Annotated in this window: 16 protein-coding genes; 1 reads left to right on the top strand and 15 read right to left on the bottom strand. The window is 64.0% G+C overall.

From position 1 onward, the window contains the following. Positions 1 to 34 precede the first annotated feature (34 nt). The 3 genes from AB6809_RS13845 to AB6809_RS13855 form a co-directional block, all read right to left on the bottom strand. Positions 35 to 1,363: an MFS transporter gene (locus tag AB6809_RS13845; protein ID WP_029966601.1), complete on the bottom strand. Its 1,329-nt coding sequence runs from the start codon at positions 1,361 to 1,363 to the stop codon at positions 35 to 37. Between the two features lie 50 nt (positions 1,364 to 1,413). Further along, complete coding sequence (locus tag AB6809_RS13850; RefSeq protein ID WP_029966600.1) at positions 1,414 to 2,163, bottom strand: SDR family NAD(P)-dependent oxidoreductase; 750 nt, start codon at positions 2,161 to 2,163, stop codon at positions 1,414 to 1,416. Positions 2,164 to 2,373: 210 nt separating this feature from the next. Continuing rightward, on the bottom strand, positions 2,374 to 3,270 hold the full coding sequence (locus AB6809_RS13855; protein ID WP_029966598.1) for a LysR substrate-binding domain-containing protein: 897 nt from the start codon (positions 3,268 to 3,270) through the stop codon (positions 2,374 to 2,376). A 228-nt stretch (positions 3,271 to 3,498) separates the two neighbouring features. On the opposite strand from AB6809_RS13855, the gene AB6809_RS13860 reads away from it, so the two are divergent. After that, a complete protein-coding gene (locus tag AB6809_RS13860; protein ID WP_006049086.1) occupies positions 3,499 to 3,726 on the top strand; it encodes a hypothetical protein in 228 nt (75 codons plus the stop codon). 30 nt (positions 3,727 to 3,756) lie between these two features. Here AB6809_RS13860 and AB6809_RS13865 read toward each other — a convergent pair whose 3' ends face one another. The 12 genes from AB6809_RS13865 to AB6809_RS13920 all read right to left on the bottom strand — a co-directional run bounded on the left by AB6809_RS13865 (position 3,757) and on the right by AB6809_RS13920 (position 17,445). Next, the gene (locus AB6809_RS13865; protein WP_029966597.1) at positions 3,757 to 5,586 is read right to left on the bottom strand and encodes an ABC transporter ATP-binding protein; all 1,830 of its coding nucleotides are present in this window, start codon (positions 5,584 to 5,586) and stop codon (positions 3,757 to 3,759) included. Between the two features lie 126 nt (positions 5,587 to 5,712). Next, complete coding sequence (locus AB6809_RS13870) at positions 5,713 to 6,294, bottom strand: DUF3005 domain-containing protein (RefSeq protein WP_029966595.1); 582 nt, start codon at positions 6,292 to 6,294, stop codon at positions 5,713 to 5,715. Positions 6,295 to 6,474: 180 nt separating this feature from the next. Continuing rightward, the gene (locus AB6809_RS13875; RefSeq protein ID WP_371026840.1) at positions 6,475 to 7,557 is read right to left on the bottom strand and encodes a TadG family pilus assembly protein; all 1,083 of its coding nucleotides are present in this window, start codon (positions 7,555 to 7,557) and stop codon (positions 6,475 to 6,477) included. Between the two features lie 49 nt (positions 7,558 to 7,606). After that, a complete protein-coding gene (locus AB6809_RS13880; protein ID WP_029966591.1) occupies positions 7,607 to 8,110 on the bottom strand; it encodes a TadE/TadG family type IV pilus assembly protein in 504 nt (167 codons plus the stop codon). Positions 8,111 to 8,189: 79 nt separating this feature from the next. Further along, the gene (locus tag AB6809_RS13885) at positions 8,190 to 9,146 is read right to left on the bottom strand and encodes a type II secretion system F family protein (RefSeq protein ID WP_029966589.1); all 957 of its coding nucleotides are present in this window, start codon (positions 9,144 to 9,146) and stop codon (positions 8,190 to 8,192) included. A gap of 39 nt (positions 9,147 to 9,185) precedes the next feature. After that, positions 9,186 to 10,169 (bottom strand): type II secretion system F family protein, encoded by a 984-nt coding sequence (locus tag AB6809_RS13890; protein ID WP_029966587.1) that lies wholly within the window; start codon positions 10,167 to 10,169, stop codon positions 9,186 to 9,188. A gap of 43 nt (positions 10,170 to 10,212) precedes the next feature. Continuing rightward, on the bottom strand, positions 10,213 to 11,580 hold the full coding sequence (locus AB6809_RS13895; protein WP_006049093.1) for a CpaF family protein: 1,368 nt from the start codon (positions 11,578 to 11,580) through the stop codon (positions 10,213 to 10,215). A 19-nt stretch (positions 11,581 to 11,599) separates the two neighbouring features. Continuing rightward, positions 11,600 to 12,811 (bottom strand): CpaE family protein, encoded by a 1,212-nt coding sequence (locus AB6809_RS13900; protein WP_371026841.1) that lies wholly within the window; start codon positions 12,809 to 12,811, stop codon positions 11,600 to 11,602. Between the two features lie 72 nt (positions 12,812 to 12,883). Beyond that, a complete protein-coding gene (locus AB6809_RS13905) occupies positions 12,884 to 13,228 on the bottom strand; it encodes a hypothetical protein (RefSeq protein WP_029966585.1) in 345 nt (114 codons plus the stop codon). 21 nt (positions 13,229 to 13,249) lie between these two features. Continuing rightward, a complete protein-coding gene (locus AB6809_RS13910; RefSeq protein WP_029966584.1) occupies positions 13,250 to 15,094 on the bottom strand; it encodes a pilus assembly protein N-terminal domain-containing protein in 1,845 nt (614 codons plus the stop codon). A 78-nt stretch (positions 15,095 to 15,172) separates the two neighbouring features. Then, entirely contained in the window at positions 15,173 to 16,009 is an 837-nt protein-coding gene (cpaB, locus tag AB6809_RS13915; protein ID WP_006049097.1) for a Flp pilus assembly protein CpaB, read from the bottom strand. Positions 16,010 to 16,044: 35 nt separating this feature from the next. Next, positions 16,045 to 17,445, bottom strand: a complete 1,401-nt coding sequence (locus AB6809_RS13920; protein ID WP_371026842.1) for an ATP-binding protein — start codon at positions 17,443 to 17,445, stop codon at positions 16,045 to 16,047. Positions 17,446 to 17,545 lie beyond the last annotated feature (100 nt).

The following is a 17,545-nucleotide window of genomic DNA, read 5'->3' on the forward strand; positions in this document are numbered from 1 at the left end:
CGTCTCCTGAGATCAGTCGAATAGTTGAAAAGGATCAGCGGTTCACGGACTTCGCGGGCACGAGGAACACGAGGCACGCGCCGAGCGTGACCGCGGCCGAGATGAAGATGAGCCCCGCGGTCGAACGGCCTGTCAGGTCGTTGAGCCAGCCCACGATGGCCGGTGAAAAGAAGCCCGCAAGATTGGCGAAGCAGTTCACCGCCGCGATGCCGGCCGCGGCCGACATGCCGCCGAGCAGTGCCGTCGGCAGCGACCAGAATTGCGACGACGACGCGAGAATGCCCGCCGCCGCCACGCTCAAGCAGACGATCGACGCGGGCACGCTGCCGAGCGTCGGCAGAATCGCGAAGCCTGCGGCGGCGATCAGCATCGGAATGGCGAGATGCAGCCGGCGTTCGCGGCGACGGTCCGCGCTCATGCCGACCAGCGGCAATGCAACGATCGCGCACAGATACGGAATCGCGGTGAATACGCCCACCCACAGCGGATCGGCGACACCCGATTTACGAATGATGGTCGGCAGCCAGAAGGTCAGGCCGTACTGGCCGAGCACCACGCAGAAGTAAATCGCGGCCATCAGCCACAACCGGCGGTCGCCGATGAACGAGCGAATCGAAACATGAGCGGTGGTATGCGCGTTGTCGCCGGCTACATTGCGGGCAAGCAGATTCTTTTCCGACTCGGTGAGCCACTTCGCTTTCGCGATGCTGTCGTCGAGATACAGCAGAATCGCGACGCCCAGCACGAGCGAAGGCAGCGCTTCGAGCAGAAACAGCCACTTCCAGCCGGACATATTCATCGCGCCGTGAAGCGAATGCATGATCCATCCGGACAGCGGGCCGCCGAGTATGCCGGCAAGCGGAATCGCCATGAAAAAGAGCGACAGCGCCTTCGCTCTGCGCGTGGCGGGAAACCAGTACGTCAGATAAAGAATTACGCCGGGCGCAAAGCCCGCTTCGGCGACGCCGAGCAGAAAGCGCAGCGCGTAGAACGCGGTGGGCGTCTTCACGAAAACGAACGACGCCGAAATCACCGCCCATGTCAGCATGATTCGCGCGAGCCACTTGCGCGCGCCGACACGATGAAGAATCAGATTGCTTGGCACCTCGAACAAAAAGTAGCCGAGAAAGAAGATGCCCGCGCCCATGCCGTAGACGGTTTCGCTGAAGCGCAGATCGTTGAGCATTTGCAGCTTCGCGAAGCCCACGTTCACGCGATCCAGATACGCGCCGAGATAGCACAGCATCAGAAACGGAATCAGCCGGCGGCTGACTTTCGCGTAGGTTCGCGACTCGAAACTCGTCGAGTCCGCGGGCGCGAGCAGCTCGCCGTCGATAGGCGAGGCGGTGTATTTCGATTTCATGTTTGTCTCCTTCCATGTGCCCTGGGTGAGTCCCGGGTGCGAGGCGTCCGTCAATGAATGAGCATGCCGCCGTTCACGTCGAGCGTGATGCCCGTGAGATAAGTGGACAGATCGCTCACGAGAAAGAGGCACGCGTTCGCGACGTCGGCCGCATCGCCAAGCCGGCCGAGCGGAATGCCCTTGATGATGTCGGTGCGCATCTCGGGCGTGAGTTTGTCGCCGGTGATGTCGGTCTGGATCAGGCCCGGCGTGATCGAGTTCACGCGGATGCTGTCGGGACCGAATTCGCGGGCCATCGCTCGCGCGAGACCGAGCACGCCGGCCTTCGCCGCGCTGTAATGCGGGCCGCCGAAAATGCCGCCGCCGCGCTGCGCCGACACCGACGACATGCACACGATGCTGCCGCTTTTCTGTTCCTTCATCGCAGGCAACACCGCTTGCGACATGTACAGCGTGCCGCGCAGATTGACGTCGACGATCGCGTCGAAGCCTTCGGCGCTGATGTCGAGTGTGCGCACCGGCTGCGTGATGCCCGCGTTGTTGACGAGACCGTCGATGCGGCCATAGCGTTCGAGCGCCGCCTTCGCGGCCCTGACGCAGGCGGCTTTGTCGGTGACGTCGCAGGCGAGGCCGAGATGTCCGGCGCCGAGGTCGGCGGCGGCCGCTTTCGCATCTTCTTCGCGCAAATCGAGGATCACGACATGCGCGCCTTGCGCGGCGAGCGCTTTCGCCGTCGCCTTGCCGATGCCGCGCGGCGAAGCCGCGCCCGTGACGATAACCACCTTGTTCTCGAGCAGCATCACTTGTCTCCTGAATGTTGATGTGATGGCGCAAGTGTCCGGCAGGCCGCAACCCGCATCAACGCGGTACGGCTCAACTATGCTTGAGAAATTTTCAGGTGTTCGTGCGGGGAAGCGCGACGCTTGCTGCGCGGCGGTTTGCGGGCAGCAAGGCAGCAAGCGGTGTACGGGCGATGATGGAATACCCTGGTGCCGAAACGCCCGCGATTGTCAGGCCGCGCGCGCCTGATGACCGATTTCCCGCTCGATCCACGCGATGAATCGTGCGACTCGCGGCAGCTCCGCATTTTGCGGCGGATAAACCAGATGATGCGCGCCGACTTCGACCGCATGCGAATGGTCGAACACCGGCACGAGCGCGCCTTCGCGGATGCGAACCGACGCGAGCATCAGACTTTCGAGCGCGATGCCGAGCCCGAGCGCCGCCGTTTCGAGCGACATATACGAGCGGTCGAACGAGAAATCGAAGGTCTTATGCGCGGCCGGCACGCCGGTGCGCCCGAACCATTGCTTCCACTGAACGAGCGGTGTTTCGGAGTAAATCAGCCGATGCGCAAGCAGATCTTCCGGCGCGTTGACCGGGTGCTCGCGCAGATAAGCGGGCGACGCGAGCGGCGCGATGAATTCGTTGCGCAGCGTGCGGACTTCGAGATCGCGCCAGTTCGCGTAGCCGTGCCGTATGTCGATGTCGTAATAGCCGCTCGTGAACGGCACGTCTTCATACGAGCAGGCGAGATTCAACTGGATATCGCCGTTGGCTTCCTGAAACGATGCGAGCCGCGGAAGCAGCCACATGAGCCCGAAACTCGGGCTCGAATGCACGCGCAGAATCTCCACCTCGGTGCGGCTCGATGCGCGTTCGGTCGCGCGGCTCAGATCCGCGAGAGAACCTGTCACGTCGGATAGATAGCGCTCGCCTGTCGGTGTCAGCACGAGGCCGCGGCCCGAGCGATAGAACAGCGCCTGGCCGATGACCGACTCGAGATTGCTGATCTGATGGCTCACCGCCGAAGCAGTCAGGCCGAGTTCTTCCGACGCGCGGTTGACGCTCCCGGTGCGGGCCACGCTCTCGAAAGCGATGATGGCTTTGACGGGTGGGATGCGCATGTGAAGTCTGGTTCGCTGTTCGTTATGAAGTGTTCCCGATGCTGACCCCGGCCACACGAGGGCAGTAGTGCGGTAAACCATGAAGCGCCTCGTGCGGTGCAGCAAGTGCGCGAGCGCAGCCGCGATTATCCGTCAATCGTCGGAAAGTGCCTCGCCGGTACGCGCTTTGCTGCCTTCAGTTCGGGTCGATGCGGGCGGCAAGCCGAACCTCGGGCATGGAGGCGTGACATGGGATGCGGCGCGAAGGGTGTCATGACGTTGGGGCACGAAAAAGACGTTGCCGGCGAGGAAATGCTCAACATGCAGCATCTCGAAGCGAGCCCTGACGGCGAGTTCGTTCTGCTCGTGGAAACCGAGCGTTCCGAATGGGGCGTGCAGCAGCAGACCAGTTACCGGATGCCTGCGAAACGCCTGATCGAGTTGATCAGGACAGAGGGCGAACGCATCGGCGATTAATGCGCGCCGCGAGCCCCGATGCACGACGTGTCAATTCATCGTAGGCGCAGGTGTCCGGCGGTTATGGCGCGCAAGCGTATCGCGATAGATGCCCGGCACCATCGCCAGTTTCGCGGGCGTGCCTTCCTGAACGACGCGGCCGCGATTCATCACGATGATCCGGTCGAACGACTGCAACGTCGACAGTCGATGCGCGATCGCAATCACCGTGCGATTTTTCATGAGGCGTTCGAGCGCGGCCTGAATGACGATCTCCGATGCGGTGTCGAGCGCGGACGTTGCCTCGTCGAGCAGCAGGATCGGCGAGTCCTTCAGGATCGCGCGCGCAATCGCAATGCGTTGACGCTGTCCGCCGGACAACTTCGTGCCGCGATCGCCCGCTATCGTGTTCAGGCCGTCCGGCAATGCGGCGATGAAGTCCATGCAGCTCGCGTCCTCGCACGCGCGCTTCACGTCGGCTTCCGTTGCATCGGGACAGCCGTAGCGGATGTTATCGAGCAGCGAGCGATGAAACAGCGTGACGTCCTGAGGCACGACGGAAATCGCCGCCTGCAGACTCTGCAACGTCACGTAAGAGATGTCTTGATCCGAAATGCGCACGCATCCGTTGGCGGGATCGTAGAAGCGCTGAAGCAGCGCGAGCACCGTCGATTTGCCCGCGCCGGACGGCCCGACCAGTCCCACGCGCTCGCCTGCTTCGATATGCAGTGTGAGGTCGCTCAATACACGCCTGCGCCCCGGATAAGCGAACGAAACGTTGTCGAAGTCGACGGTCGCCTCGCGCACGATCAGCGGTATCGCTTTCGGCGCTTCGGGCATCGCGTGAGGCGTCAGCAAGGTTTGCGATGCTTCCGCGAGACGCGCGACGTGCTGCGTCAAATCGACGAATGCCACGGCGACGTCGCGCGAACCGTGCAGAATCGCAAAGCCCAATGAGCCGACCAGAACCACATCGCCGGTGGTCGCGCGGCCTTGCGTCCACAGCCAGATCGTCCAGCCGAGCAATGCCGCCGACAGCAACGCAGTCGCGAACGCGTGCACGAGACGCAGCTTCTCCAGATACAACAGACTGCGCCTGCGTGCCACGGCTTCGGCTTCGAGATGGCCGTCGAAGCGCCGCAACTCCGCGGGCACCGCGCTGAACGCGCGCACCAGGCCCATATTGCCGATCACGTCGACGAGTTCGCCGTCCACCGAAGCGGCCTGGCTCGCGAACGCCTCATGCCGCGAGGTGCCTTTGCGCGCGAGCCAGAACAGACACGCGGTGAGCAGCGCGGAGATAGCGACGAGCGCGATGCTCATCGGCAGGCTTACGGTTGCGACCATGACGATCGCGCCGATCACGGTGAGCGTCGGCGGCAATGCGGTCCACGCCACCGTGTTTTCGATTACGTAGACCGCGTTCGCCGTGGCCGACACGCGGCTCGACAGCACGCCCGGTTGCTTGTCCGCGAAGAAGGTCGGCGCGTGGCCCATCAGATAGTCGAACATGTCCTGGCGAATGTCGCCCGTCACGCGCACGAACGCGCGCGAGGAGACCCAGCCGGCGACGCGCCACATCAGGTTGTCCGCAAAAATGAGCCCGACGAGCACGGCGAACGCATACGCGACCGTCTGCGGATGCGCGCGTCCCTGAGGCAGTGCGTCGATCAGATTGCGGATGCCGTATTGCGACGCCAGCGCGAAGCCGACCGCGGCGACGACACTCGCGAGCACGATGGCATGAGCCGTTTTACGGCGCGCGATGTAGCGCCAGATGAGACGAATCGGCCGGCCGGCGTAGCGCGACAGAACGCGCGAATGCCGCCGCCCGCGCACGCGGCTCGCGCGGCCCCGATCGCTGTGGTCGACGAGTTCCATGGTGCCCTTCCCGAACTTGCGCGCCGGCAGGCGACAGGTTTTCCTTCCATGCGGGAAAGGGTTCCATGTGTCCGGCGAAGGAGTTGCGCAAGGGGCATGCCTTGGGGCGGGGCGTGAGTCGTGCGCTTACCTGGCGGTATCGTCGATCGCGCCCGTTGAGTCGAACTGAATGACGTGCTCCGCCAACGAGCCGTTTCTTCGCTCGATATACACCGTGCCGTGATAGCTGACGCGCCAGCCGTCGCGCGGCGCGACGAGAGGAAAATTGCCGCCGGGTCGGCTGTCGATGCCGCCCAGTCCAGCCGCCGGTGCCGGCACATTGTTCTCGAGCGTCGCGTTCGATGAAATCACGTTGTCGTGCCACGACGACTGTTCTTTGGCGGCTTCGAGACTCTTGCCGTCGGTGTCGACCGTGTTGTCGGTCGAAGCGGTGTTCGCGGCGTCGACGGAAACCGTGCGGCTCTTCGCGCGTTGCACCGGATCGGGAGAATCGGTGGTGATTGCATCGAGATCGATGGGCGGCAGATTCGCCGCGTTGTTCGTGCGTCCCGTCGGCTCGGCCGCGCCGGCGTTGCTCGTGCTGCCGAACTCCTTCGCCTGGGTGCGGGCGTCGGGAGAAGCCGTGCCGGTGGCGGGCGTCCGCGCCGGACTTTTTGCGGCCATCTCGTTCTGCTGCTTCTGGGTGGGATTCTGTTCCGCGTTTTGCATATCGATACTCCTGCCGTTAGTGACACGCCAAAGCGCCCGTGAAAGCCTTACATGAAGCGTTGAAAAAAGTGACTGGCGCCTGGCGTTCGCGGACGGCTTGCGCCGTCGCGAACGCGGGTTCCTGATTGATCTCCGCAGCGAACGTTCCCGGCAGGTGGGTTCGCTGCAAACGTGTCACTCCTACTGCACCAGCCTTGGGGGAGTGTAGGCGCCGTAATTCGGTCCCACTCCTCCCGAGTTGGGCGTGCGGCAATGGCTCATGTCGTTCGACATCTGCACGAGAACGTAGGGACTCGAGCCATTCTTCGCATCCAGAATGTGCACGCAGGCGAACGCCACGACGGGCTGAAATCCGCTGGTCGCCGGATCGTTCACCACCGCCACGGTCGCCCACGCGCACTGCCCATTGCCGGCGGCACTACAGTCGCCCGCGCCCTTAAAGAGCGTATTTTCCGTGCCGGTCTGGATCCACGTACCCGGTGAAGCCCCAATGGAGAAAGTCGTACTGTTGCCACTCATCAAGAGTCCTCTGGCATAGCTAGCACTGTTGTCATTGACATTAAACGTGGTCCACTGTCCCGACTCACAGGCGCCGTAGTGGTAACTCGATCCGATCTGAAAGAAGTAAGGTTGGCCCTGTTGTTGTGCAACGCTTGTCCCAGGCAACGTATTATTGTTCGGCGACAACTTCGGGGAACTGGTGGCCGCGTTCCAGTAGTTGTCATATAGGCACTTGGACATGGCCAACGGAAACAATCCGCCAGGGCCCACATTACCGGGCGTGGAAAGCACCGCCGTCGCCACCGCACTGGCTTTCAGAATCTGGACGCCAAGCACGCTGCCGAAAAACACCGGCACTGCTCCGTTCGCGTTCGAGCCATCTTTGTGAATGGTCACCTGGACCGCCGGCAAGTCGGACGCGCCGGGTGTGAACGGCAGCGACTCGAGACCGTATGGCGTCCCCGTGGCGTTCCAGTAGCCGGTCGCTACCGTACTGGCTTTTACGTAGTCAGCTTGCACCTGGTTTGTCGCGGTCGACGTCGAAAACGACGACGCCTTTGCGGATGCCGTGATCCAATCCGGCTGCGTGGCAGTGGTGTTCCCGCATTCCGTGCGCCGCATCAGGCATCCGGCGCCGGCCATCGCCGCGGCGTCAGCCGCATTCTGAAGCTGGCTGCGTGCAACCAGCAGATTGCCGATGTCGATGGCAAGAGCTGCAATCCCCAACAGGAATAGCATGCAAAGCGCGACAGTGACGGCCACTGCCCCTTCCTGTTTCCGTCTGCTTTTTCCCGTGCGCATGACAGTCCCCTTATTCGTTGTTCATGACCGTGGTGGCGGTCAGCGTGATCGGCCCCGTCACCGCGGATAGCATTGCGCCCAGTCCGAGCCCGGCATACTGATAGGAAACCGTGACGGAGAGCGGAGTGCCAAAGGCGCCGCCCTGACCTGTCTGCGTGACTGTCGGTGTGTTGGCCGTTCCGAATGTCACCAAGAAGGAAGACGTGTAGTTCTGGACGACGTTTTTAATGTCCGCGCTGGTGGGCTTCGGGCTCTTGAGCACAATCCCCGCACGGGCTCCTTCACGACTGGCATTCGTAATCACCGCCTTGTCGTAAAGCGCAATCCCCAGTTCGACGGTTCCGAAAATGAGCAGCAGCAACAGCGGCAGGATCAACGCGAATTCCACTGCCGCCACGCCTGCCTGACGGCGCGATCGTCGCCGGCCCGACGCGTGCAGCGCAGGCGCATGACGTGATGCAGCCGAACTTTTCGATGCGGCATGCGCAGCGAACGGTCTCGTTGTGTGGCTCATTTATATTCCCCTCTGGGCGCTGCTCGTTCGGTCATCCGATTGGTGAGCGCCGCGTTCTATGCCTCAATACCGCTGACCATCAGCTTCCCATCGTCGGCAACAGCACGCGGTAGATGTGAATGAAGGCCGGTCCGATCAGCACCGTCATCAATGCCGGAAAGATGCAGAAGATCAGCGGAAACAGCAGCTTCAATGCGATCTTCGCGGCGCGTTCTTCCGCGCGCATTCTGCGGCGCGTGCGCAGCGTGTCCGACATCACGCGCAGCGAAGCGCCGATGCTCGTGCCGAAGCGTTCCGCCTGCACCAGCATCGACGCAAACGTGTCGATGTCCTCGGCGCCCGTGCGCAACGCGAAGTTGCGCAGCGCCTTTTCCTTCGTGAAGCCCGAGCGCAGTTCGAGCAGCATCAATTGCAGTTCGTTTGCGACTTCAGGACTGGCGAGCGTCATTTCGTCGGCCACGCGCATCAGCGCGGCGTCCATGCCGAGGCCCGCTTCGACGCAGACGGTCAGCAGATCGAGCGCATCCGGAAAGCTTTCGACAATCCTGCGCTGACGCCGCGCGCGGCAGCGTGCGAGCACGGCGTTGGGCACGTAGTAGCCGAACGCGGCAAGCAGCGCGAGAATCAGCGCGATAACCGTGTACTCTGTGTTGATCGACGGCATGTGCGTCAACGCGACGAGGCCGAGCAAAGGCAGCAGCAGCGCAAGCGCGGTTTTCGCCGCGAAATAGAGCCCGGCCGCCGTCGACGAACGCCAGCCCGCATTCATCAAACGCAGCCGCAGCGGCGAGTCTTCCCAGCCTTCCTTCGGAATCGACAACTGCGAGATCGGACGCGAAATGTCGGCGATTCTCTCGGCCCATCCCGACACGGCCGAAGGCCGCGCTTCCGGTGAGAGCGACACGCCGCCCGCCTGTTCGATGCGCCGCTGCATGTCGCGTGGCATCAACCACCACATCAGCGCGACGACGCTGCAGAATGCCGCTGCAAACAGACCCGCAAGCAACAGCATGTTTGTTGAATAGAACGCTTCCATTACGGTTCTCCGGTTCGTTGATGCGCAAAGGGCCCGCGTTCACACGCGGATCTGCACGATGCGCCGCATCCACAGGATTCCCAACACCATTGAGACAAGCATCATTTCGATGATCTGAAGCCCGGCCGGGTCTTCCCACAGCACCGAAAAGAAAGTCGGGTTCACCACCTGCATGGCGCCAGCGGATGCAAACGGCAACAGCGCGAGAATCCACCCGGACAGACGTCCCTCGGCGGACAGGACCCGCACCTTGTCGAACAACTGCAGACGCGCGCGCACCAGCGACGCGATGCTGTCCAGAATCTCCGCAAGGTTGCCGCCGGTTTCGCGCTGGATCAGCACCGCGATCACGAAGTAGCGCAGGTCGCCTACCGGCACGCGCGTCGCCAGATTCAGGAGCGCTTCATTGAGGGTGACGCCGTAATTGATCTCGTCGAAGACGATGCGAAACTCGCCGGCCATCGGCTCCGCGAACTCGCTGCCGAGCATGCCGAGCGCGCTTGAGAACGAATGCCCGGCTCGCAGTGCGCGGCTGATCATGTCGGCGGCTTCGGGCAACTGGCGTTCGAGAACCCGCAGACGTTTGCGGCGAGCGCGCAGCATGCGCAGCGTCGGAAAGGCGAGAGCCGCAACGGCGGCGAGCACGGTCACGAGCGTCGGCACCTGCACCGGCGAGAAGTTCGCTGCGAGCAGAACGAGCACAAGCGCCACCACGCTATGCGTCGCGAGCCGGCCCATCGTGAGGCTCGAGCCGGACTGAAGAATGATGCGATCGAGCAGATGGATGCGCGGCACGCGCATCATCAGCGCATGGACCGACGCCGAGTTGCTCAGCATGCGCTCCTTGAGGATGGAGAGGCGCTCGCCGTTCGCATGCGCGCCGGCCGACAGCGCGCGAATGCGCTGATCGAGGCGTCGCGCGGCGGGCCCGTGATGACTGTTCCACCACTGATAAATCCCCTCGATCCCGAGGACCACGGCAATGAACAGCAGGAAAGCGAAGGCGTAGAAGATCGGATTCATGGAAGCCTCGGAAAAGTGAGCGGCGTGCCGCCGGCGGCCGGCGTCATGCGGTGTCGAAGTGCCGGTTCGGGTCGTATAGCTGATCGGGCAGCACGATGCCGAACGCCTGCAGCCGCTCCGTGAATTTCGGTCTCACGCCGGTCGCGCAGAAGTGGCCGCGCACCGCGCCGTTCTGATCGACGCCGGTTCGCTTGAACGTGAAGATCTCCTGCATGTTCACCATCTCGCCTTCCATGCCGGTCAATTCCTGAATGCTGACGACCTTGCGGCGTCCGTCAGTCAGGCGGGCGACCTGCACGACCACCGAGATCGCCGACGAAATCTGCTGGCGCAGGTTCTTCGGCGGCAACGACAGGCCGGCGAGGCTGATCATGTTTTCAAGGCGCGTCAACGCGTCGCGCGGCGTGTTCGCGTGAATCGTCGCGAGCGAGCCTTCGTGGCCGGTGTTCATCGCGTTGAGCATGTCGAGAGCTTCGGCGCCGCGCACTTCGCCGAGGATGATGCGATCGGGGCGCATCCGTAGCGCGTTGCGCACAAGCGTGCGTTGCGTGACTTCGCCGCGTCCTTCGACATTCGGCGGCCGCGTTTCGAGGCGCAGTACATGGTGCTGGCGCAATTGCAGTTCGGCCGCGTCCTCGATGGTCACGACGCGCTCGCCCTCGGGAATGAAACCCGACAGGATGTTCAGCAACGTGGTCTTGCCGCTGCCTGTGCCGCCCGAAACGAGCACGTTGACCTTCGCGCGCGTGAGCGCGTCGAGCAGTTCGGCCATCGGCGGCGTGAGGCTTTGCGACGCGACCAGGTCGCTCATTTGCAGCGGATTCACGGCGAAACGCCGGATCGACATCAGCGGTCCATCCACGGCGGAGGGCGGAATGATCGCATTGACGCGCGAGCCGTCGGGCAGCCGCGCATCGACCATCGGACTCGACTCGTCGATGCGCCGTCCGACGCGCGAGACGATCTTCTCGATCACCTTCATCAGATGCGCGTCGTCGTAAAAGGTCACGTCCGTCAACTCGAGACGGCCGCGCCGTTCGACGTAAGTCGTGCGGTGCGTGTTGACGAGAATGTCCGACACGGTCGGGTCGCGCAGCAGCGCCTCGAGCGGACCGAAGCCGAACATCTCGTCGTGAATGTCGGTGGTCAACTGCCGGCGTTCGAGATCGTTGACGGGCGCCTTGTCTTCTTCGAGGATGCGCGCGATCAGCCCGCCGATTTCCTGGCGAACCTGTTCGGCGGGCAGCCGCGCGAGACGTTCGAGTTCGACGCGGTCGAGCACGGCCTCGTGAACCTTGCGCTTGAGCGTCTGGTAGGCGGCGCGCGCGAGACCTGACGGCGCGCGCATGCCTGGCTGGCGTTCGGGCAGCGCATGCACCGCCTGTGACGACATCTGTTCGCGTAGTGACATGAAATTCTCCTCGCTGACGTTATGACGCCGCCGACTGGCGCTGCGTGGCCGAGCGGCCGAATAGCCGGCCGAGCAGTGGCTCGCCCTGTTTCTTCCGCGGCACGACGCCCGTCGACTGATTGACGATGCTTTGCGCGAGCGCTTGCACGCCGCGCGAGAGCGCGCTGTTGCGCGCGACCTTCAACAACGGTTCGCCGAGATTCACGGCTTCGCTCGCCGCGTGCGGGTCGTCGGCGATCACATGCGAAGGGCGCTTGCCGAGCACCTGTTCGAGCGCGCTCGCGGCCCGCTCGTCGTGACGGCGATGCCGGTTCAGCAAGAGACGCAGCCGTTCCGGCGAATAGGCGAGCGACACCAGCATGTCCTGCAGACGGCGCGCCGCGCGCACATACGGCATGCTCGCCTGCAGCACCATGTGAATCTCCGCGCTGCGATCGAGCGCGACGATCGACAATGCATTGATGCTTTGCCCCAGATCGAACAGCACGACGTCGTAGCGCGGCGCCGCGACGCCGAGAATCCATTCCAGTTGCTCTTCATGAATCTCGAGCGCCTTCAACGGATCGCCCGCGCCCGCGAGCACATGAAAACCCGATGTGACGTGCGTGAGCGATGCATCGAGAAACGCGGCGTCGATGCGCTCGATCTGCGCGCACATCTGCGGCAACGTTGACGGCGGTTCCTGATCGCTGACGAGAAACGCGGCGTCCGCGAACATCGGGTTCAGATCGACGAGCAGCACGCGCTTGCCGTGCAGCGTCGCGATCGCGTGGCCGACGTTGGCCGCGATCAGGCTCGTGCCAGCGCCGCCCTTGCACGAAATGAACGACACCATATGCGTTTCGTGGCGTGCGTCGCCGGCATGCGGAGCCATCGCGCGCTGCACGGCGGCGCCGAGCGCGCGTGCGTCGAGCGGCCAGTTCAGCACGTCGCGGATGCCGGCGCGCATCGCGGCGATCAGCGTGTCGGGCGACGTCTGCGGCAACAGCAGCAAACACGTCAGGCGCGGATAGCGATGCACGAGCGCGTTGACCGAATCGAGCCCGGCGCGTTCGGGCGACGACGCGTCGATGATCAGGACATCGAACGCATCGAGACTGTCGCCCCGCTCGAGCAGCGCGGAAGGCGCGCCTTGCGTGCGAGTCGTCGTGCAATTGCCGCAGTCCGTCAGGAGCCGAACGATCTCGGACATTCGGCCCGCGTGCTCGGAGTTGATGAGGATATTGATCATGATGTTGTCATCCGCGGAATCGTTGCGGGGTTGGTCTTGCGACGGCTCGCGCCGTCGCGTCGCCCACGTTGGCTATTCGCCGTTCGCAGGCGCAGGCATCGCCGCGCCTCCGCCCGCGCCGCCGGCTCCGCTGCCGCCCACGCCGATCACGAAGGCGTTAGCGGTTGCGGGCGGCGCCTTGAACGACGCGTTGTAGTTCGACATGGCGCCGACGGCGGCTTTACCGTCGACACCCTGCGTCGACGGATTCTTGGTCGCCGCGTCCGGATCGATGATCTGCGCCGCCGTGAAGCTCTTCACGGATTCGCCGAAGTGCCGGTCGAAGTTCGGCGTCGTCGACATGCAGCCGTTGAGCGCGAGGCACGCCGGCACGAGCAGTGCAGTCCAGCGCGAAAAGAAGAGGATGCGATTGGTCATGACGTTCTCCCGAGGAGTGCATTAGTTGTGAGCGCGTGCGGACGGCGAGCGCGGTTTGTCGGATGGCGGCGCTTCGCGTGCGGCGATCTGCGCGGCTCGTGCTTCTATTTGTGCGGCGCGAGCGGTGGCGTTATCGGTGGGCTTGCCCGTATCCGCGGGCGTGACGGCCCGCGGCTCGGGCAGCGGCGCGGCGCTTGCAGCGGGCGTCGGCACCATCGCGGAGACGGGCGGTTCAGCAGCGCTCGGCGTGGCCGGAGCCTGCGGTAGCGACGGTGCGGGAGCCATTGCGGGCGAGGGCGCCGGGGCAGGCATCGGCGGCGCGGGCTTTTTGCTGCCGGCCGGATCGCGGCCTTCCATGTTGCCCATCAGATAGACGTCGGCTTCGTTAGGCGTCTTCAAATGGTCCGTGGGCAGCGGCAGATTCGTCGCCGTTTGCAGCGGCTTCACCAGATGCGGCGTGATGATGAACACGAGCTCCGTGCGGTCCTGCTGATACGACGTGCTTCTGAAGAGCGCGCCCAGCACCGGCACTTCGCCGACACCCGGTATCGCCTTCAGCGTGCCCGCCGCGTTGCTCTTGATGAGGCCGCCGATCGCGAAGGTCTCGCCGTCGTTCATCTGCACCGTGGTCGATGCGCGGCGCGTGGTGATGAGCGGCAGCACCGTGAGGTTGTTGGTATTCGTCGCGCCGACCGTGACGCCGGTCGACGACAGCTCCGACACTTCGGGCGCGACCTTCAGGTTGATGCGGCCGCCCGCGAGCACGGTCGGCGTGAACTTCAGGCCGACGCCGAATTCCTCTTCCTGCAGGATGATGGTCGACACGCCGTTCAGGTTGCTCTGCGGAATCGGAATGAACACCTTGCCGCCCGCGAGGAACGTCGCTTCCTGTCCGCTCAGCGTGACCAGATTCGGCTCGGCGAGAATCTTCACGAGGTTGTCGCCGTGCTGGGCGTCTATCGCGACATTGAACGGCCGGTTGTTCGCCTTGTTCACATCAACGATGCTCGACACGCCCGCGAGCAGGCTGCTGATGAGCGCGCCGCTCCACGAGCCGAAGCCGCCCTGGATGTTCATCGCCGCGCCCAACTGGTTGAGGACCGTCTTCGAGACTTCGGCGACCTTCACTTCGAGCATCACCTGTTGCGGCGAGTCGACGCTCATCATGTTCAGCACGGTCGCGCTTTTGCCGTTGCCGTTTCCGTTTGCAGCGCCGTTCGGGTTTGGCAGTGTGGTGCGCGCATACGCCTTGGCGATTTCCTGCGCCTGGGCCGCGGCCTGCGCGCTCGATACACGGCCGGCCAGCACGAGATCGCCGGCGACCGTCGACACTCGGATGTTCGGCTCATCGGGCATCAGTTGCGATAACGAAGTTTGCAGGCCGCCGGCGTCCGCGTTCACCACCACGTTGATGACTTCGCACGCGCCGCTCTTGCCTTGCACGATCATGTTGGTGGTGCCCACGGCCATTCCGACCACGTAGAGTGTTTTCGGCGAGACCATGGTTGCCTGCGCAATCAGCGGATTGCCGAGCGTGCGGTTGCGCACGGGTTCGGCGGTTTGCATCAGCGTGGACTTGCCGACGGGGACCACCACCGTGCTCTGTTCGCTCTGCGTGCGCGTGCATGCCGGGCCGCGCGCGGCGGCGTTTTGCATGGCGCTCGAGGGCTGAGTCGGGGCCGCGTTCATGCTGATGGTCATTTGCACGGGACCGTGCGGCATGGGCGCCGCGCCGGCCCTCGCGTTCTCTACCGCTTCCTGTGCCCGCACGCCGTGCGCGGCGAGCAGGGATGCGCATACCGTTGTGGTCAGCAACGCCGTGCGCATCGCGCTACCCTGCTTGATCTTTATCCGATTCGATTTCATTTCCGTGTCTCCCCGTAGCCCGCTGCGAGCGAACCGTCGTGCGTCAGACGCTGCGGCATCGCGTGATGGTGTGTGTAATTAAAAGCATTCCTGACTACCTTGCGTGCCCGACAGTACGCCGACGCAGTCGCGCTTCGGCGCCGGCCGCGCCGTGTATTTCACGCGTGTGGGCGCCGCCGCGACAACCGGTGCCGATGCCGGTGCAGCGGGCTTGCCGAGCAGCGTGAACTTGGTCGCGCCGCCGGTGGGCAATGCGCGGTCGTCGATCTGATTGCGCAGCACGAGCGACAGGCTGCCGACGCTGCGCGCGAGGTCGAGCTTCTCCGCCTGGTCCGGCGTGACTTCGAGCGTGACCGCGTTGACCACTTTCGGCTGCGTGTCGTCGCGGCTGACTTGCTGTGCAACGGCGAGCACAAGAATCTTTTCGAGGACGATCTTCGAAATGCTTTGCTGCGGATCGGCCGTCTTTGCTTCGGGTTCCTGAGTGTTGACGATCACGTCGACGTAGTTGCCCGGCAGCGCAAAACCCGCCACGCCGACAACATCGTTCACGCGTACCGTGATCGCGCGCTTGCCTTCGCCGATAACCGCCGACAGCCCGCCCTTCGTGCCTTGCGGTGCGAGCTTCGACTCGATCACCGGTTCGCCCGGTTCGAGGCTCGCGCGCACGACGCGTCCATCCAGCGCCTTCGGGTCCTTGAACGCGCCGGGCGGCACGCTCGCGGTGGGCCAGTTCACCGTGCGGATCATGGTCGAATTGAGCGGCTGGCCGAGGCTCACCTCGGCGGTCGCGACGGCAACGGGCGTCAGAGCCGACGACGACGTCTGCAACAGCCATCGCGACGCGAAGCCGACAGCGGCGAGCCCCGCGAGCAAGGCCATCCCTAACATCACAATTGCGCGACTGGTTTTCATGGTGAAACTCCTTTCAGGTGCTAGGCGGCTGCGGATCAAGCGCCGGCAAATCGTTTGTCGGATTGCCCGCTGTGTGAGGAATACGTCTGGTCAAGCTCCGGCGCGCTGCCGAAGTAGCTGTGCCATGCATGCGTCAGCTGATACTCGGTGACGGCCGGCACGCCGCCGTGATACAGCGCGAACGAGCGCAGTACGCCGAGCAGGTCCGCCGGATAACACGCGAGAAACGGCGTGCGATTGCGCAGATGCAATTGATGCAGCAGATACTCGAATGCGCCGGGCGCGATCTCGATGCCGAGCGCCGCGCATTGCGTTTCGAAGAGGCGCCGGTAGTCTTCAGCGCTGAGCGCGCCGATATGGATCTTCGAGCCGAGCCTGCGCAGGAACGCGTTGTCGTTCAGTTCGGCGGGCGTGAGGTTGGTCGAGAAGACGGGCCACACGTCGAATGCGCTCACGAAGCGCGCGCCGGATTGCAGCGCGAACTGATCGACGCCGCGGTCGAGCGGCGTGATCCAGCGGTTGAGCAGTTCGCCTGGCGCGACGCGCTGACGGCCGAGGTCGTCGACGACATAGAGGCCCATGTTGGCCTTCATATGCGGCGGCGCCTGATAGAAGCCGCTGTTGGCGTTGTACTGAAGATCGAGCATCGCCAAGGTCAGTTCGCCGCCGGACATAACCATCGGCCGTTCACACACGCGCCAGCGTCGATCCGTCACGGCGGGCAGCGCGCCGGGTTCCGCGTCCTTGTGAATCAGCGGGTCGTGCAACTGGATCACGTCGCCGGCGACATAAAGCGCGTAAGGCACGGGCACCGCGCCTCGCAGCAAGCTGCCGAGGCGTTCGGCGAGATAGGTTTTGCCGCTGCCCGCCGGGCCGTACAGCATGACGGGTCGCCCGGCATTCAACGCGGCCACTGCCGAATCGAGCAGCGACATATCGCCGATGAAGTCTGCGAAGGCCGCGCGCGCGTCCGATTGCGCGACGTGGATGCGCTTCACCGAGTACGCGCCGATCACGCTCATATACGCTTCAAGCGAGACCGGTGCGGGGCCGCAATACGTCGAGCGGCGCGCTTCGTGAGCGGCGAGCTCGCGGCCGCCTTCGGTGAGGCGCACATGCATATCGACATCGGCCGCGCCGCGATGCGCGATCTCGACGAGATGCTCGCGCACGAGAAAGCCAATCGTTTCGTCGAGTACCGCGGCCGTCAGACAGTGTCTCGCGATGAGATCGCCCAGCGACGATTTGCCGTTCTGCAGAATCGATTTGAGTAGCAGATGCGCGATGAAAAGCGCGGGCAGGCCGGTGTCCGCGACAGTGCGCGGCGCGCGTAGCTGAAGTGCCGGCGTTTGCGCCCGGTCGGCGCCCGTTACGGCAGAATCATCGAGGCATGTCGTGCCCCCTGCCTTGGACTGCTGTGTGCTGTGCTGGTCCATCTGTCGCTCCCCGGGTGCGGCGCCACCGATTTCGGTGCGGCACGGTATGTGATTCTGATAGCCGGATCGCATGTGGCCGGCTTACTTTCGTTGTGCGTTT

This window comes from Paraburkholderia sp. RCC_158 (assembly GCF_041355255.1).
GTDB lineage: Bacteria > Pseudomonadota > Gammaproteobacteria > Burkholderiales > Burkholderiaceae > Paraburkholderia > Paraburkholderia graminis.

Bases quoted from the DNA above. Each gene is read 5' to 3' on its own strand.
- AB6809_RS13920 (WP_371026842.1), bottom strand. From the start codon at position 17,445: ATGGACCAGCACAGCACACAGCAGTCCAAGGCAGGGGGCACGACATGC.
- cpaB (WP_006049097.1), bottom strand. From the start codon at position 16,009: ATGAAAACCAGTCGCGCAATTGTGATGTTAGGGATGGCCTTGCTCGCG.
- AB6809_RS13900 (WP_371026841.1), bottom strand. From the start codon at position 12,811: ATGATCAATATCCTCATCAACTCCGAGCACGCGGGCCGAATGTCCGAG.
- AB6809_RS13870 (WP_029966595.1), bottom strand. From the start codon at position 6,294: ATGCAAAACGCGGAACAGAATCCCACCCAGAAGCAGCAGAACGAGATG.
- AB6809_RS13850 (WP_029966600.1), bottom strand. From the start codon at position 2,163: ATGCTGCTCGAGAACAAGGTGGTTATCGTCACGGGCGCGGCTTCGCCG.
- AB6809_RS13855 (WP_029966598.1), bottom strand. From the start codon at position 3,270: ATGCGCATCCCACCCGTCAAAGCCATCATCGCTTTCGAGAGCGTGGCC.
- AB6809_RS13865 (WP_029966597.1), bottom strand. From the start codon at position 5,586: ATGGAACTCGTCGACCACAGCGATCGGGGCCGCGCGAGCCGCGTGCGC.
- AB6809_RS13910 (WP_029966584.1), bottom strand. From the start codon at position 15,094: ATGAAATCGAATCGGATAAAGATCAAGCAGGGTAGCGCGATGCGCACG.
- AB6809_RS13890 (WP_029966587.1), bottom strand. From the start codon at position 10,169: ATGAATCCGATCTTCTACGCCTTCGCTTTCCTGCTGTTCATTGCCGTG.
- AB6809_RS13880 (WP_029966591.1), bottom strand. From the start codon at position 8,110: ATGAGCCACACAACGAGACCGTTCGCTGCGCATGCCGCATCGAAAAGT.
- AB6809_RS13845 (WP_029966601.1), bottom strand. From the start codon at position 1,363: ATGAAATCGAAATACACCGCCTCGCCTATCGACGGCGAGCTGCTCGCG.
- AB6809_RS13860 (WP_006049086.1), top strand. From the start codon at position 3,499: ATGGGATGCGGCGCGAAGGGTGTCATGACGTTGGGGCACGAAAAAGAC.
- AB6809_RS13905 (WP_029966585.1), bottom strand. From the start codon at position 13,228: ATGACCAATCGCATCCTCTTCTTTTCGCGCTGGACTGCACTGCTCGTG.
- AB6809_RS13885 (WP_029966589.1), bottom strand. From the start codon at position 9,146: ATGGAAGCGTTCTATTCAACAAACATGCTGTTGCTTGCGGGTCTGTTT.
- AB6809_RS13895 (WP_006049093.1), bottom strand. From the start codon at position 11,580: ATGTCACTACGCGAACAGATGTCGTCACAGGCGGTGCATGCGCTGCCC.